General features: G+C 53.9%; 19 protein-coding genes and 1 other RNA gene. 5 read left to right on the top strand and 15 right to left on the bottom strand.

What is annotated here, in order from left to right:
- The first annotated feature begins 33 nt into the window (after positions 1-33).
- Positions 34-843: a bifunctional hydroxymethylpyrimidine kinase/phosphomethylpyrimidine kinase gene (gene thiD / locus H6G13_RS21140; RefSeq protein WP_190486519.1), complete on the top strand. Its 810-nt coding sequence runs from the start codon at positions 34-36 to the stop codon at positions 841-843.
- On the opposite strand, the gene H6G13_RS21135 is transcribed toward thiD, so the two are convergent.
- From H6G13_RS21135 to ffs, 3 genes are all read right to left on the bottom strand, one after another.
- The gene (locus tag H6G13_RS21135) at positions 825-1,334 is read right to left on the bottom strand and encodes a hypothetical protein (protein ID WP_190486517.1); all 510 of its coding nucleotides are present in this window, start codon (positions 1,332-1,334) and stop codon (positions 825-827) included. The two genes, thiD and H6G13_RS21135, sit on opposite strands and share 19 nt — an antisense overlap.
- 26 nt (positions 1,335-1,360) lie before the next feature.
- Positions 1,361-1,732 (bottom strand): hypothetical protein, encoded by a 372-nt coding sequence (locus H6G13_RS21130; RefSeq protein WP_190486515.1) that lies wholly within the window; start codon positions 1,730-1,732, stop codon positions 1,361-1,363.
- Positions 1,733-1,854: 122 nt separating this feature from the next.
- Positions 1,855-1,951: signal recognition particle sRNA small type (gene ffs / locus H6G13_RS21125), an RNA gene on the bottom strand.
- 138 nt (positions 1,952-2,089) lie between these two features.
- Between ffs and H6G13_RS21120 the strand changes: the two genes are divergently transcribed.
- Positions 2,090-2,704 carry an HD domain-containing protein gene (locus H6G13_RS21120; protein WP_190486996.1) on the top strand — a complete coding sequence of 205 codons (615 nt, stop codon included), beginning with the start codon at positions 2,090-2,092 and terminating at the stop codon, positions 2,702-2,704.
- 55 nt (positions 2,705-2,759) lie between these two features.
- Here the strand turns inward: H6G13_RS21120 and H6G13_RS21115 are convergent, their stop codons facing one another.
- From H6G13_RS21115 to ebsA, 7 genes are all read right to left on the bottom strand, one after another.
- Positions 2,760-4,289, bottom strand: a complete 1,530-nt coding sequence (locus H6G13_RS21115) for a YifB family Mg chelatase-like AAA ATPase (protein ID WP_190486994.1) — start codon at positions 4,287-4,289, stop codon at positions 2,760-2,762.
- Positions 4,290-4,359: 70 nt separating this feature from the next.
- Positions 4,360-5,541 (bottom strand): DNA methyltransferase, encoded by a 1,182-nt coding sequence (locus H6G13_RS21110; RefSeq protein ID WP_242028449.1) that lies wholly within the window; start codon positions 5,539-5,541, stop codon positions 4,360-4,362.
- A gap of 231 nt (positions 5,542-5,772) precedes the next feature.
- On the bottom strand, positions 5,773-6,267 hold the full coding sequence (locus H6G13_RS21105) for a YajQ family cyclic di-GMP-binding protein (protein ID WP_190486511.1): 495 nt from the start codon (positions 6,265-6,267) through the stop codon (positions 5,773-5,775).
- A 31-nt stretch (positions 6,268-6,298) separates the two neighbouring features.
- On the bottom strand, positions 6,299-6,706 hold the full coding sequence (locus H6G13_RS21100) for an MAPEG family protein (protein WP_190486509.1): 408 nt from the start codon (positions 6,704-6,706) through the stop codon (positions 6,299-6,301).
- Positions 6,706-7,221: a DNA recombination-mediator protein A gene (locus H6G13_RS21095; protein ID WP_190486507.1), complete on the bottom strand. Its 516-nt coding sequence runs from the start codon at positions 7,219-7,221 to the stop codon at positions 6,706-6,708. Before H6G13_RS21095 ends, H6G13_RS21100 begins: the two co-directional genes overlap by 1 nt.
- Positions 7,222-7,278: 57 nt before the next feature.
- Positions 7,279-8,373, bottom strand: a complete 1,095-nt coding sequence (locus H6G13_RS21090; RefSeq protein ID WP_190486506.1) for a DRTGG domain-containing protein — start codon at positions 8,371-8,373, stop codon at positions 7,279-7,281.
- A gap of 265 nt (positions 8,374-8,638) precedes the next feature.
- Positions 8,639-9,019: a type IV pilus biogenesis protein EbsA gene (gene ebsA, locus H6G13_RS21085; RefSeq protein ID WP_190486504.1), complete on the bottom strand. Its 381-nt coding sequence runs from the start codon at positions 9,017-9,019 to the stop codon at positions 8,639-8,641.
- A 425-nt stretch (positions 9,020-9,444) separates the two neighbouring features.
- Between ebsA and H6G13_RS21080 the strand changes: the two genes are divergently transcribed.
- Positions 9,445-10,866, top strand: a complete 1,422-nt coding sequence (locus tag H6G13_RS21080) for a glycosyltransferase family 2 protein (protein ID WP_190486502.1) — start codon at positions 9,445-9,447, stop codon at positions 10,864-10,866.
- Here H6G13_RS21080 and H6G13_RS21075 read toward each other — a convergent pair.
- On the bottom strand, positions 10,863-11,465 hold the full coding sequence (locus tag H6G13_RS21075) for a DUF2808 domain-containing protein (protein WP_190486500.1): 603 nt from the start codon (positions 11,463-11,465) through the stop codon (positions 10,863-10,865). The two genes, H6G13_RS21080 and H6G13_RS21075, sit on opposite strands and share 4 nt — an antisense overlap.
- 353 nt (positions 11,466-11,818) lie before the next feature.
- Between H6G13_RS21075 and H6G13_RS21070 the strand changes: the two genes are divergently transcribed.
- Positions 11,819-12,343, top strand: a complete 525-nt coding sequence (locus H6G13_RS21070; protein WP_190486498.1) for a DUF4149 domain-containing protein — start codon at positions 11,819-11,821, stop codon at positions 12,341-12,343.
- 182 nt (positions 12,344-12,525) lie between these two features.
- Here the strand turns inward: H6G13_RS21070 and H6G13_RS21065 are convergent, their stop codons facing one another.
- The 3 genes from H6G13_RS21065 to H6G13_RS21055 all read right to left on the bottom strand — a co-directional run bounded on the left by H6G13_RS21065 (position 12,526) and on the right by H6G13_RS21055 (position 13,723).
- Positions 12,526-12,804, bottom strand: a complete 279-nt coding sequence (locus tag H6G13_RS21065) for a TMEM165/GDT1 family protein (protein ID WP_190486496.1) — start codon at positions 12,802-12,804, stop codon at positions 12,526-12,528.
- Between the two features lie 9 nt (positions 12,805-12,813).
- Positions 12,814-13,143, bottom strand: a complete 330-nt coding sequence (locus tag H6G13_RS21060; protein WP_347277517.1) for a TMEM165/GDT1 family protein — start codon at positions 13,141-13,143, stop codon at positions 12,814-12,816.
- A 223-nt stretch (positions 13,144-13,366) separates the two neighbouring features.
- Positions 13,367-13,723, bottom strand: a complete 357-nt coding sequence (locus H6G13_RS21055; RefSeq protein WP_190486494.1) for a YkgJ family cysteine cluster protein — start codon at positions 13,721-13,723, stop codon at positions 13,367-13,369.
- A 121-nt stretch (positions 13,724-13,844) separates the two neighbouring features.
- Here H6G13_RS21055 and H6G13_RS21050 point away from each other — a divergent pair, with 121 nt between their 5' ends.
- Positions 13,845-13,967, top strand: coding sequence for a photosystem II reaction center protein Ycf12 (locus H6G13_RS21050; RefSeq protein WP_190486492.1), 123 nt, complete (start codon positions 13,845-13,847; stop codon positions 13,965-13,967).
- A 111-nt stretch (positions 13,968-14,078) separates the two neighbouring features.
- Here H6G13_RS21050 and ispD read toward each other — a convergent pair whose 3' ends face one another.
- Positions 14,079-14,804, bottom strand: a complete 726-nt coding sequence (gene ispD / locus H6G13_RS21045) for a 2-C-methyl-D-erythritol 4-phosphate cytidylyltransferase (RefSeq protein ID WP_190486490.1) — start codon at positions 14,802-14,804, stop codon at positions 14,079-14,081.
- Positions 14,805-14,939 lie beyond the last annotated feature (135 nt).

Below are 14,939 nucleotides of genomic sequence, written 5' to 3'. Positions count from 1 at the left end.
AGCATGGGCATTGAATAGGATCTGATGTTAGGTATGGCTGGGATTGAAGCTGTTCCTGTTGCCCTGACAATTGCTGGCTCAGACAGCGGCGGCGGCGCAGGTATACAGGCCGATTTACGCACCTTCTCGTTTCATCGAGTGCATGGTACTAGTGCGCTCACCTGTGTGACTGCTCAAAATACCCTAGGCGTTAATCGGGTTGATGCGTTGCCGCCCGAAGCGGTGACGGCTCAGATCCAGGCCGTTGTTGAAGATATTGGCGTTGGCGCAGCCAAGACTGGCATGCTGCTTAACCAGCCCATCATGGCTGCCGTGGCGGATGCCCTGCAAGCCTTAAAGATTCACCAGCTGGTAGTCGATCCGGTAATGGTTTCCCGGAGTGGGGCTCAGCTAATCGATGATGATGCGATCGCAACCCTGCGTCAGTCGCTCGTCCCCTTGGCTACGGTGCTTACACCCAATCGCTACGAAGCCCAAATTCTGAGCGGCTTCGAGATTCATACCTTAGAAGATATGCAGGCAGCAGCTCAGGCAATTTACCAGCAGGGGTCAAAAGCCGTCCTAGTCAAAGGCGGCGGCATGGCTGGAGATCTGCGAGGCGTCGATGTCTGGTTTGATGGACAGCAGCCCATCATCCTCAAAACAGAAACAGTTGAAACTATCAACACCCATGGCACTGGCTGTACGCTTTCGGCTGCGATCGCAGCTAACCTGGCCCTAGGCTTTACTGGGCTAGAGGCCGTGGAACGCGCCAAGCATTATGTCACCCAGGCGCTGCACCACGCCTTAAGCCTCGGCAGCGGGCAAGGGCCAGTCGGCCACTTTTACCCATTGCTGTCGTAATTCGGCCAGATCGATTCCCAGTCCTCACAGGTTTCTGCCTCTGGGCCGTAGGGATGCATGGCACAAACCAGCATGTTGTCACCGTAGGCTCGCCCGCAATAGTTGCGGCAGCCCACACAAACAGGATGGTTCTGGAGCATCGGCTCAACCGTACTGTTGATTGGAGCTGTGATCGTTTCGACCAGCAGGCCAATGCCAGACACAAAGGGTGTCAGCAGCGGATCAAGCACCTGCTCTAGGCGGTCGGCCACGTCCTCTACCTGAGATCCTACGGCTTCTTCCCAAGGCTCCACTTGGCGGCCAATGTTGTCGATGATGCGCTCTAGTTCAGGCTCAATCGCCTGCTGAACCTGATCGCTCCACTCGTCAGTCGCCTGTACAAAAGAATCTGAGGCTTCTGCTAAGTGCTGTGCGACCTGCTGAAGCCACTGCTCAGCATCCTGGGAAGCTGTCCCTAGAGACCGGAAAAACTGCTTAGACCACTCATCCATTGGTTGACCCCTGCCTGTAATCTGAACTAGGACTCCCGCCTTAACTGCTCTAGCTCCTGCCGCAGGTTAGCCACCTGACGCCGCAGCTCTTCCGCCTGCTGCTCTTCGGGTGACAAGTCACCTCCGTCAGCATCATCTAAAATTTCAATTCGCCGAGGCTCACTGGCTGTACCGCTAGTAGCTACCCCTTCATCCTGCTGCGCCCGACTGACCATTTCGTTGACCAAGCGCTGGGCCTCTTCGGCAGTAATCTCGCCGCGAGCCACCAGCTCATCTACCAGCTTTTGAGCCTGTACTCGAACGTCTTTTAGAGTAACGCCTACCTTCTCACCCGCGTAAGAAGCAACGCCTACCCCCAGATAAAATGCTTTTTGGACCAGGTCACCAAAACCAGCCATATTCCCAGGCTCCTAACCTATCCCGTACATCTTCCCAGGATAGGGAGAAACTTAATCGACTGCCACCTGCAAAAACCGTCCAGAGAAGTGGTAGATTCACCCCAAGGACTTCCTAAAAACCAAAAGACCCGGAGACCACGCCTGTCACAAGCATCCCGTAATGCTGCTACCTTCCGGTCCTGACATGATTTGGGCGTTGCGACCGCATGGGTCCGAGTCCATTACATCATAACATTATTTGCTCTGTAGAGGCAGGTGCAGCAAAAGACTCTGCTGCACCCAAATCTCCCACAAGACCCGCCCAGCACCACAATTCAAGTTACAACTGGGGTTGCAGTCACAGCACAAGCGCTACCTATGAACCAGCGGCTACGACAGCAGATTGACTTTATCTGCGAAATTGATCGGCTTAAAACTATTCTTCGGCAAACCTTGCTGATGGACGGATCGCGTCAGGAAAACAGCGCCGAACATTCCTGGCATCTGGCGCTGATGGCACTGACCCTGGCAGAATACGCGCCCCCCAAAGTAGAGATCACGCAGGCGATTAAACAACTGCTGATTCACGATCTAGTTGAGATTGATGCAGGGGACACCTTTTGTTACGATGCTGCCGCTAATTTGAATAAGGCCGAACGAGAGCAGGCCGCTGCCGATCGCCTGTTTGGCCTCTTGCCCCCCGACCAACAGCTAGAAATTCGCTGCCTGTGGCAAGAGTTTGAGGAGCAGACAACCCCCACCGCCCGGTTTGCGGCTGCTCTAGATCGGATTCAGCCGCTGCTGCACAACCAGCGCACCGCTGGCGGTACCTGGAAGCAGCACGGCATTACCCGTGAACAGGTGATGCAGCGCATGGCCCCAGTTGAAGTCGGTGCGCCTGAGCTATGGCCGTTTGTTCTACAAATTATCGAAGAGTGTACGGCTGCTGGATTCATTACTGACCAGGTTGCTAGCCCTGCGGCAGCCGGGTAGCAGCGTTAACTTAAATCGCCTATTGCGTCTGTTCGTTACGTCTGTTCTTGTGTTCCTACTGCATACGGTCGATGGTGCGGTATTGAATCGCTTCTGCTACATGGTGCGTCTGTAGGCTGTCGGCCTCGGCCAAATCAGCGATGGTTCTAGCGACTTTGAGAATGCGATCGGTGGCTCTGGCAGACAGGCCCAGCTTTCGCACAGCCCCTTCCAGCAAAGTTCGGCAGGCGTCGTCTAAAGGGCACCACTGCTTTAGGTGGCGGCTCTGCATGTCGGCGTTGCACTGTAAGCCCGATTCGGCCTTGAAGCGCTGGTAAGCCTGCTTTCGAGCCGTTTCGACCCGCTGTATCACTGCTGAAGAATCTTCGCCGGGTGTATGCCCTGTCATTTCTTCCGGTTTGAGACGACTGACGACTACCTGCAAATCGATCCGGTCCATCAGTGGGCCTGATAGTCTGGCCCAGTATTGCTCCCGGCTGCGGGGGGTGCAGGTGCAGGGCTGGACAGAGTCGCCATAGTAGCCACAGGGGCAGGGGTTGGTGCTGGCAATTAGGGTGAACTGTGAGGGAAAGACAACGGACTGGCGGGTGCGTGAAATGGTGACGTAACCGTCTTCCAACGGCTGACGCAGAAATTCGAGGACATCGCGTTTAAACTCTGTCAGTTCGTCTAGAAAAAGGATCCCTCTGTGAGCCAGAGAGATTTCCCCCGGCCTGGGAAAGCTGCCGCCGCCCACTAGGGAGGGGCCAGAGGCAGAATGATGGGGGCTGCGAAACGGGCGAGTGCTGACCAGAGATCCCTTGTCCTTTAACAGCCCGGCGACAGAATGAATCTGGGTGACTTCCAAGGCCTCTTCAAAGGTGAGGGGCGGCAGGATGGAGGGCAAACGGCGAGCCAGCATGGTTTTGCCGCTGCCGGGTGGACCGACAAAGACCAGATTGTGCCCCCCAGCAGCAGCAATTTCTAGTGCCCGACGAGCCTGGGTTTGGCCCTTGACATCGCGCAGGTCTAGGGTGGGGGTTTGCGATCGCACCAGCTCCGCTAGTCCATCGATCTGCACCGGCAAATGCTGCTCCGGATTGTTCAAAAAATCTGCCACCTCCGAGAGGTGCTTAAAGGCATACACCGTCAGCCCTGGGACAACGGCAGCCTCGCGTCCGTTATCGGCTGGCACCACCAGCCCGCGAATGCCCAGTCCTTGAGCGGCAGCGGCAATAGGCAGTACTCCCGCGACGGGCCGCAGTGAGCCATCCAGCGAAACTTCGCCTAAAAACAACAGATCGTTCAAAAAGTCACTGTTGACCTGTTCCGAGGCGGCCAAGATGCCCACGCTGATGGGCAGGTCAAAAATAGGCCCCTCCTTCCGCAGGTCGGCTGGGGTCAGGTTGATCACCACCTTGCGCATGGGGAAGGGGTATCCGGCGTTTTTCAAGGCCGCCTTGACTCGTTCCCGCGACTCCTGCACTGCCGTATCAGGCAGTCCTACTACGACCACGCCCGGCAACCCGCCCGAGAGGTCTACCTCCACACCGACTTTAACGGCATCAATGCCGATTAGCGCCGCGCTCCAAACCCTTGATAGCATCGCACCCAAAAACTTAGCTTCAGCCTCAGAGTGCCCAGGCAGCAGCAAGGCCCATCAGCAAGGCTAGGGATCAGCCGGGCCAGCGCAGGACCACGACTTCCTCCCGCATCTGTTGCTGGGTTACCGAGGCCAATCGGGTGCGAAACAGGTCTAGACTAACAACTTCGTATCCCACAGAGGCCGCAATTTCGGCCAAAATCTGCCCTGTGGGAATAAGCACCTGAAAAAAAGAGGCCTGATCGCCTACCACATACCCCAGCCAGGCCCCTGGCTTGAGAAAAGGCTGAAGGGCCAGAAAATGGCGAGCCATTCCCCCAAAATACAGCTGGGTGACCCGCCCATACTTTTTCTCAAAACCTGAGGTTTTGCCCAACTCCAGCCGGCGATTTTCAATGTTTGAGGCAATCTCCTGAATTTTTGGGTGCTGCTTGACCCACTGGTCGTCATCGTCGTCTCGGTAAACATTGCGGGTATTTGACCGCAGCAGTCTCTCCTTGAGATACCTCAGATCCTCCTTAGACTGAATAAAGCCCAGCAGCACTGACTCTAGACGAGTGGCTCGGGTGTAGTCCTTCTCGTTGGGATAGGGGGGCGAGGTAAACACGCAGTCAATGGACTGAGGCTCTAAATGCTGGCGTAAATTCCTAGCATCGCCTAAATGAATTCTGGCGGCCGGACCCGAGGCTGTCTTGACGTAAGTCAAGTCCTCAGCCATGGTGTAAATCTCGTCTAGCCAGCTTTCGACAACCGGGGCATCTTCTCTTTTTTGGGGTCGAATGCCGACTTCTGGCCGAAACCGTAGATTGCTGCACGAGAGAACAATGGCTTTGGCAAAGGCTAATCGGGCGTGATCTGCCAGGGTGCCCTCTAGCGAGGCATTAATCTGCTCCAGCAGCACCAAAGCCTTGTGCAGCGGTAGGGGGCTGATGGCGTTGGCGGGCAGCAGCTTAACGGCTGTGTCGGGCAACGTGCGCAGCGCTGGTGGCTCGTAAAACTCTTTGTGCTCGGTTACTGCTTGAGCAATTGACTGAGCCTGCTTAACTAAATTGTCGGGATCTATTGACCAGTTTGTTTTGGTATAGCTGGCGAAGTGAGCCACTGGATTGGCCTCGATTCCAATGCCTGAAATGCGATTGAGCTTGGCCTCAACAACGGTTGTGCCAGTACCGCAAAACGGATCTAGAACTGTCTGATCTGGGCCCAACTCAAAGCGATGGAAATACTGCCGCACTAAGTGAGGCGGAAAGGACAAAATGAACCGATACCACTCATGGAAAGACTGATCCTCCAGCCTGACTCTGTTCGCAATGCGACCCCTTATGTTTGTGGATTGCCCAGAGGGCTCTGGAAAAAGTTCGAGCTGGATTCCAGTCAAAATTGGTGAGGGTGCGTTAAAAACATTTCCCCAAGAGAGCATTTACTTGACGTCTCTTGGGGCGATCGGCACGATCGAGCCGCGATCGAGTTAAGTGTAGCAGTCCCTCTAGCGGTAGTTCGTAAACTGGAGGGCGACCGGCCAGTCTTCCTGCTTCACTAGCTGGATGGCCTCCTGCAGGTCGTCTTTAGACTTGGCCGAAATCCGTACTGAATCGCCCTGAATCGATGCTTGCACCTTCTTCAGGTTGTCGCGGATCAGCTTTGAGATTTGCTTGGCAAGCTCCTGGCTGAGGCCCTTTTTGAGCTTAACTTCGGTGCGAATCCGATTACCGCTGGCCGATTCGATTGAGCCGTATTCAAAAATCTTGAGCGAGAGATCGCGCTTGGCCGCCTTTTGCTGCAGCACGTCTTTCACCGCATCTAAAGTCATTTCGCTAGCGGTTTCAATGGTGATCGCTTCGTCGCCTAAATCCAGCGTTGTTTTAGTGTCTTTCAGGTCGTAGCGACTTGATACGTCCCGGCGGGTCTGGTCCAACGCGTTGACTAACTCCTGCCGGTCAAAGTCGCTGACAATGTCAAAAGAATAAGTAGAAGAAGCCATGCAGAGTTTCGTTAGAGAGTCCAGCAGGTTACTACATTAGGACAGAACGGCAGCTGACGACAAACAGCGTAAAGGTTCCTAAACTGCCGAGGCCAAACATGAGCGATCGCAACAGCGGCACATCCAAAATGTAGAACACAGAATAGAGCGTGCGGCCAATTAGATAGACAATAGCTGCGCCCACAGCCACTTGCGAAGACTGCCCGGTTACGTAGGCCATCAAAGCCGCTGGAGCAAACAGTGTAAAGGCTTCAAAGCTATTTTGATGCGCCCAGGTAGCCCTTTTAGCATAGGGCGGCAGCTTGTCGAACACTGCCCTGGGAGCAGAGGTATCGTAACCCACCTGAAATCTGGCATAGCCTACGACCAGAAAAGGCAGGTAGATCAAGACTGAGCCGATGACGATGGAAACCAGCAAAAAGCCAGACGGTGTCATCATTAGTCAAAATAAAATAGCGTCACAATCTTACGCTGATCTTCTGCATCTTGGCAGGTGCGCAGCAGCGTGTGGCTGTCGTGAAAGGCAAAGCAGATGAGCTGCTGGCAACGAGAAATTATCTCCTGGTTGCAAATGGCGCTGGCCTCTGCCAGAGACATGTTATCGTTAGCGCCATTTTCCACCAGATGGGTCACCTGATCGAGCTGATCCCTCGACTCGCGGGGCTGGCGCGACAGGCTCTGGGGCAAAATGACCGTCAGCAGATTGGGGTCAGCCTTCATTGCTCCCCGAATTGCTGCTGAGTTGGTCCCTGTGGCTCCGGAGGTAAGAATGCGGTTACCGCCCAACACCAGCGCATAGGTCAACAGCTCAATCAGCTGCTGATGAGTGATCGGAACGTGACGGGAACCCAAAATAGCAACCCGCTTAGAACCTGGCTGTTGAATGGCGGCCAGTTCCTGCAGGAAGACATCAACTTTTGAAACTTCAGAAGGCGCGTCGATGGACTGACTCAAAGGCTACACCGCTGCAAAAGAGACGGGCTCAATTGTATCAGACCTGTGACGTTCGCGTTAGCTCTGAGAAGTCGTAACTGGCAGTTTGAGATTGAGCAAACTCAGCAGGCGAGTTAGGTCCAAATGGTTTGTCATTAGCTGCTTAACGCACTCAACCTTGACAGTTTCATGTAAGCGCACCTGCCCAAATAGCTGATCAATGCGCTCGACCGTAGTTAAGGTGTCGCAGTCTACAGAAAGAATAGGCACCTCTAAATCAGTGGCCCGCGCCAAAATTTCTGGTGATGGCGGCAGATGTCCGGTCAATACCAGGCACTGAGTCGAGGTTTCTAGGGCAGCTAGCTGAATGTCAGTGCGATCGCCGCCGGTTACAACCGCCATGTTGGTTCCTTTACGGAAATAGCGCAAGGCGGAGTTGACGTTCATTGCTCCAATGCTGAGGCTCTCTACCATCAGATCTAGGCGATCCGCGCGACACAGAACTTCTGCCTCTAAGCAGGTCACAATTTCTCGCACGCTGATGCTCCGCATCAAGGGAGTGCGGGGTATTAAGGCTAGCACTGGCACCTCATGGCGCTCTAGATAAGGCACCACCGAAGTTTCTACTGCTGAAATTTGATCAGTGGGAATGTCGTTGATCAGCACTCCGAGCAGGCGTTGGCCTAGGCGCTGCTTAGCCGATAACAGGGCGTCTACAACCAGTGCTGAATGAAAGCGCGCAACTAGCAAGACTGGGGCATCGATCGTTTCGGCGATTTGGGGAAGTGACAGGTTAAACAGCACGCCTTCATCGAGGTTGCCAGGCCCCTCTAGCAGCAGCAAATCTTCTCCCTGTCCTTGGGCGTAGTGGCTGAGCGTGTGGAGGTGGCTCTGTTCACCGTTTTGATTGAGCTGAGCCGCAATTGTATCTGCAGTTAACGAGAGGATCGGGGGACGCAGGCGCTCTTGAGGCAGAGCAAGCGTCTGGGCCATAAAGGCCACGTCGGGATCTCCCAGGCCGTTGGCTTCATCTAGCCAAGTGCCGATGGGTTTGCCGTAGGCAATGTCAAAGCCGCTTGCCCGAAGTTGAAAGGCAATACCCAGTACAGTTGCAGATTTGCCGCTGTAAGCTTCGGTTGATCCAATCAGCAAATGCTTTACTGTTCTGGGCACTCTGACACTCCTTCAGTCACGCTTAGAGTCAAGAATAAGCTCCTTCCATTGTGCCACCTGAGCGATATCGGAAATGTTTATCAGCTATCTGTCAGGGGTTGCTCAGAGGGTTTTCGACTAAGCCTGAACAGGCTAACGCCTTGACCAGTGGGTTAAATCTGGCTAGAGATTGACCTGAGCGGCTTTGCGATCGCACCTGCAGATTCGGCACTCACCCTCTGGTTCAGGCTGAGACCTGCTAGCTCAGGCAAAAAAGCTCTGATCTCTAGTCATCTAGCCGCAGCAGCTTGCGGTAAAAGCCCTTAGCAAAGTCAGCCGGTTGCTTGTGCCGCAGAGAAGCGACTACGTCAAAGAGAAAGTCTACAAATTCAAACGTTGCCATTGTAATCTCGTAGCTGAGATCGGCATCGTCATCAAACTGCATTCGACAGCGGGTCAGATCCGCTGGCAGCATAGAGACATTCCAAGTAGCGACAAAGGGAATGCTGTCACCTTCCTCGATGTGCCGTTCACCCTCCAAGTTGCCTTGTTTATACAGTCCAATGGCATAGGGTAGAGCATTGCGTTTAGTGCCCTGATAATAGGGTACATAGACGCTGACGTCTTGCTTAGAGGCCGGTTGAATATCCTCGAATTTGAGACCCATGAGTGTTTTTACAGAGTGCGTCTTCGAAAGTCATTAAGACCAGATGCTAAGGTTCCCAGCCAGGTGAGACGGGAACTTATGAGGAGATTTCCCCAAAAAGAGCCTTTCTTTATCAAATCAAGTCCTCATCTTGGAGATTTGACGTCAGCTAGTTCAATCGGCAGCAAATTCCAGACAGAGTTGGGCAACAGATCTCTCTATGGAGGGTAGCAAACCGCTAACATCTTAGAATAAGGAATTCCACTCACGACCAAAAGTTGAAGAGGACAGCGTAATCTTTATCGTTGTGCCGTTGATCTACGCCCTTCCTCTGCTGACAACAGTGGCTCGCTAGGGAATTCTTTAGGCTGACAAAGTGTACCTGCTGTGGCTGCGCCCACTCCGTGTTTCAGCCTTGACCTTTCAGGAGTAACTAAGAAACCTTCATGTCTGACTTTGTTGAGCCCTCGGCCTACTTTGACGAGTTTGATATCGATGAATTTCCTGGTTATGCCGGACGTCGTCGTAAGGCAGCCTTTACCCTGACAATGCTCTGGGGCAGCACACTGCTGCTGCATTTGGTGTCTTGGGGAAGCTGGCTCGTCTGGGGAATGACCCTAGTGCTCAGCACCCATGCTGTTAGACTCCTGTTTGCTCGTCCTAGTGCCGCGCCGGCTTTGATGCCGTCGGTTCAGCCTACTTCAACAGTCACTGTTCCCTCTCAAACTTCAACTGTCGACAAGGAAACCTGGGCCGCTTGGCCCTATGTCTCGGTTTTGGTAGCCGCCAAGAACGAAGAGTCTGTCATCACTAAGCTAGTGGATGCTCTGTGTAATCTGGACTACCCGACCTGTCGCTATGACCTGTGGATTATTGACGACAACAGTAGCGATCGCACCCCCCAAGTTTTGAATCGGCTAACCCAAGAATATCCCCAACTCCATGTAGTCAGGCGGCCTGCGGGGGCTACCGGCGGCAAGTCTGGAGCCTTGAACGAGGTCTGGCCTAACACACAGGGCGATCTGATTGCCGTCTTTGATGCGGATGCCCAGGTTCCTGCTGATTTGTTGCGGCGAGTGGTGCCCTATTTTGCTCAGGAGAGCGTAGGCGCAGTTCAGGTAAGAAAGGCGATTGCCAATGCCGGGGCCAACTTCTGGACGCGCGGCCAGCAGGCTGAGATGGCCCTAGACTCGTATTTTCAGCAGCAGCGCATTGCGGTTGGCGGCATTGGCGAACTCAGGGGTAACGGTCAGTTTGTCCGCCGAGAAGCGATTGAGCACTGCGGTGGCTGGAACGAAGAGACCATCACCGACGACCTAGATCTGACCATGCGCCTGCATCTCAATGGTTGGGACATCCAGTTTTGCCTGCATCCAGCGGTGCGAGAGGAAGGGGTAACCCAGGCTGTGGCGCTCTGGCACCAGCGCAACCGTTGGGCAGAGGGAGGCTACCAGCGCTACCTAGATTACTGGCGACTGATTGCCCAAAACCGCATGACCCCCAGCAAGTCCTTTGACCTATTCGTCTTTTGGCTGATGCAGTACGGCCTACCGACGGTCGCCCTGCCCGATCTGCTGTTGGCCCTAGCCCGCAACCGTGTGCCCGTGTTTGCTCCGCTGACGAGTCTGGCTTTCTCGCTGTCGATGCTGGGCATGTTTGCCGGTATCCGGCGTACCCAGCAACAGGCAATGTGGCCTTCTCTGGTGCAGACCCTGCGCGGCTTTGTCTACATGTTTCACTGGCTGCTGGTTATTTCAGCAATGGCTATGCGGCTTTCTGTTAGGCAGAAGCGCCTGCGCTGGGTCAAAACGACGCACCTGGGGCTAGAAGACGATCTGCCAATTGATATCTCAGGAGAAATGCCTTAGATCAGGCGGCGATCGCGATCGTTGCGGTAGAAGTGCAGGCGGGCATAGCCGGTAAATCTGGGCTGGACCTGCTCTCCTGCCGGAAAGGCAGTTACTTCAAACAGGTAAATCCCTTCAAATCGGGGATTCCGCTCAGGGCGAAGGGCCAACGTTACAGTGCGACCGGGCAAGACGGCTGGGTCAAGCTGAACAGTTAGCGTATTTTCATCTCTATCCTGCGTCACCACCCCGACAGGAATCTCGGTGCCCCGGTCGTAACGGGTGCCCTCAAAAACCTGAGTGTCGTCTGGGCGAAAGCGGAAAATGGGGTCTCGGCCCTCAGTCAGCCGAATCTGTACGGTTTGAAGACCGACATCAGCGCCAGCAGGCAGGTCTAGGGTCACATAGTAGGTGGCATTGAGCTGACTCACCAGGTTGCGGGTGGTAGATGACTCGATGAGCCGGGGCTGCTGCACAAAGGAAGTGGGCTGCTGGGCCAGTTCTACCGCAGCCGCTGGGGCCAATAGACGCAGGCTTGGCATCAAAGCGAGACCAGCTGTCGCAGTCAGAACTCCGGCAACCGCCAGCAGAGCAGATCGTTGGATTGCTATGTGAGTCATGGGTGATCGTTGGGTCTGGGCAGAGGCAGGTAGTTCTTGCCCCCTCAGTTTTATTGTAATCAGCCGAGCATAAAGGCATTTTCGATTTCGCTAGCCGCCTTATCAAGGTCATCTAGCGAGCTGTTCATTTAATTAAAATCTGTAGGTAGCCTATTAAAGGTTGTATACAGAAAGTGAGGAATCTTTACCGCCTTTCTCAGGTTCTTTAGGCTGGGTCTAGGGCTGAGGTTACTTAATGTTGCCGGTCTAAACGGATTAATAAGAACGGTTTAGCCGAAATGATTTTTCATAGTGAAAACGGTTTAGTTTGGCTAGCCTATTAAATATGACTGAATCATCCTTACTTGGGCCTTATGAATATCTCCTCAAATCCTAGGTTGAAGCCCGCAAACTGGCATAATCTCGTGCTGTTTGCGATCGCATTTTGGTTCAGCAGCAGCGTGCTGATCGATTTCTTGATCATGCCGGGTTTATTTGTCTCTGGCATGATGAGCCAAGACAACTTTGGGACGGCAGGCTATTCCCTGTTTTGGTTATTTAATCGCGTAGAAATTTTGTGTGGAGCGGTAGTGCTAACCGGGTTGTTGGTACTGCGCCATCAGCGGGATGAGTCGAGCGTGCTAGTGAGCGGAACCCGCAGCCGCTGGTCTCTGGAGCTAGCTGGCGTACTGCTGGGCATTGCCTTGATTTACACGTACCTGCTAACGCCGACCATGAGTGCGTTGGGCATGCCCCTCGATCTGTTTCAGCCTCAGGAAATTCCGGCTGGTATGAATCAAATGCACGCCCTGTATTGGGCTTTGGAAGGGGTGAAACTGGTGGCAAGTGCTCTGCTGCTGCGGCTGTGCTACAGCGACCTGCAGCCTGCGGATCAGTAGGGCAGCGGAATGGAGAGAGACGCGGGCAGGGGGAGACGCAGGAACGCGGGGAACTCTCAGGGTCTTTAGCTCATTTGCCCAGGTTTGACGGGTCTGAACCTGAATGTATTTAAGCAAAAGAAGGGAAGCAGCCAGCTGCTTCCCTTCTTTCGCTTGAGGGTTTAAGTGGGTATGAAAAAGCTTTACTCGGCTGAGCTAGGCCAGAGTAGGCGCACTGCCATGAGGCCGAAGCCGACAGCCGCTACGGTTTTGACCAGGTGGGCTGGAAGCAGGTGAGCAGTGCCACCACCCAAGATGACGCCTAAAAAGCTGGCCAGCAGCAGGGCGGCAGTGGCCCCAAAAAAGACAGCTCGGGGCGATTGGGAGCTGCCTCCGAGTGCGATCGCAGCCAGCTGGCTTTTATCGCCCAGTTCTGACACAAAAACGGCCAAGAAACTCAGGCCGAGCAACTTCCAATCCATGAGTTTCTCCTAAAAGCCAGAAATATCCCAAAGTAGCCACCCAGTGATGGCCAGCAGCAGGCAACCGGCTGCTTTATCTAGGGTGCGGGGCGAGAGGCGGTTGGCCAACCACTGCCCTAGAAGAACGCCAATTAGGCTAGTAGCGATTAAAGCGCTGCTGGCTCCCAAAAACACAATCCAGGGCGCATGGGACTCGGCGCTCATCAGCAGCGTGGTGACCTGGGTCTTATCGCCTAGCTCTGCTAGAAAGATGGTGACAAAAGTAGAGAAGAAAACTCGCCAAAAGCCCACCGTTGGCTCAGAGCTCTCAGAAGTTACTAGGTCTACCTGTGCAGGCACCTGGGAAGCTGCTGTAGCAGGCGGAGCAATGTCAGTCTCGGTATCAACCACAGCATTTACCGGAGCATCAAAGGGAAAACAGGCGTTTGAATCTAAAACAGACCAGGGATTAGAGGTTACTGGAGAAGAGGTCACAGGCTGTAGCTTGGCAGAAGGTACTGGGCTATTTCATATTCCTTTCATTATCTGCCAGAAATCCCCATACGACAAGACCATGGCCTTATCATTCCTCTATGCCCACAGCGTTAAAGAAGTGCTCAAGCTCTTCGCTGCCAGTTCCATAGACGCCCTCGATCTGCTGCTCACAGCAGTCTATGGCAAATTCATTGAGTTCTTTGGCTTCAATGCCATACAGCGCTTTAAAGGTGGTTGCCTCTACCCGACAGAACCAAGGCCGATCGGCATAGATCCGACATTCGCGGTTGCTCTGGTCATAGTTAATACACCAGCCGTCTTCGCCAACCAGGCTGAGGTAACGCTCTAAATCTTCGCTCGATAGGTAGTCCTCTAGGTCGGGTCGCTCGGAGGGGTCTAGGTGGCAGCAGGCACCGCACTGCTTGACGCATTTCCAGGTAGCCACAGTGGATTGTCTCCTTAGAATTTTGTAAACTTATCTAAAATGAGCGCTACATTAACAGGTAAAATACCCAACGGATGGCTGATGTAGCTCCAATTTCAATCGGTCTGTGTTGGGAGGATACATGTTAAGTTTCTTGAACAGCATTAATTTTGAACTGATTGCTCAGCTGCTCATGCTGGCAATGATCGTGATTGCTGGACCGACCATCGTTTTTCTACTGTTCTTCCGCGGCGGAGACCTGTAGAGGGTCAGCTTCACTGGGTTATCAGGCTGGGGTAAGCAGACCCACGTCCAAAATATTCGAGCCTAACCTTACTCAATTTTGAGAGATGTTGCGTGAACTGCGGAACATCTCTTATTTTTTGGCCGATTCTTTTTGGGTTGATTCTGGGGCTGAGGTAAAGCCTCGCTGCCGTAGGATAAATTCTGCGATCGCAAGATCGACCGGCGTAGTCACCTTTAAGTTAGTTTCTTCTCCCGGCACAATCTGCACCGGCAGCCCACATTTTTCAAACAGGGCTGCATCGTCGGTGACCTCCCAGCCCTGCTGCCAACCCTTATCGTGGCACTGGCGCAGCAGCGGCACCTCAAAGCCCTGAGGCGTTTGCGCGGCCCAAAGTCGGGCTCGATCGGGAGTCTCTTGCACCTGGTTTGAGCTATCGACAACTTTGATCGTGTCTTTCACCGGCACCGCCGCAATTAGGCCAGAGCAGGTAGTCAGCGCTTGAGCACAGCGATCAAACAGATCCGGCGTTGCCAAGCAGCGGGCCGCATCGTGTACCAGCACTCGCTGGGCTCCCGCAGGCAGCCCCCGCAGTCCGTTGTAAACCGACTCTTGCCGAGTATTGCCACCAGGAATAAAGACTATGGGTGTTTGCAGGGAGAGATCGGCCAAAATCTCGGCTAAAACAGGCTCGTCGGCGGGTTGGCAGATAATTCCAATCCAGCGAATTGACTGGGCTGCCTCTGCAGCGAGCAGGGTCCAGGCGACAATTGGGCGATTGAGCAGCGTCAGCAGGACTTTATTGCGGTCAGCCCCCATGCGTCGCCCCATGCCAGCGGCTGGAATCAAAAGATGCACTTGTTTGCCTGTCTCCTTCAGCAATGGGGAAAATATTGAACCTTTTATCACCCTACCTTGAAAAAAACGTGAAATTTAATCCGTCTTGTCAACTGGATAGTCTCTAAATCCTCTCCAGGTTCAACTACAATGTGT

It is taken from the genome of Pseudanabaena sp. FACHB-2040 (assembly GCF_014696715.1).
In the GTDB taxonomy this organism is placed as follows: Bacteria; Cyanobacteriota; Cyanobacteriia; order Phormidesmidales; family Phormidesmidaceae; genus JACVSF01.
The sequence above is the reverse complement of the archived record's forward strand: the minus strand, read 5'-3'. Positions and strand labels throughout refer to the sequence as shown.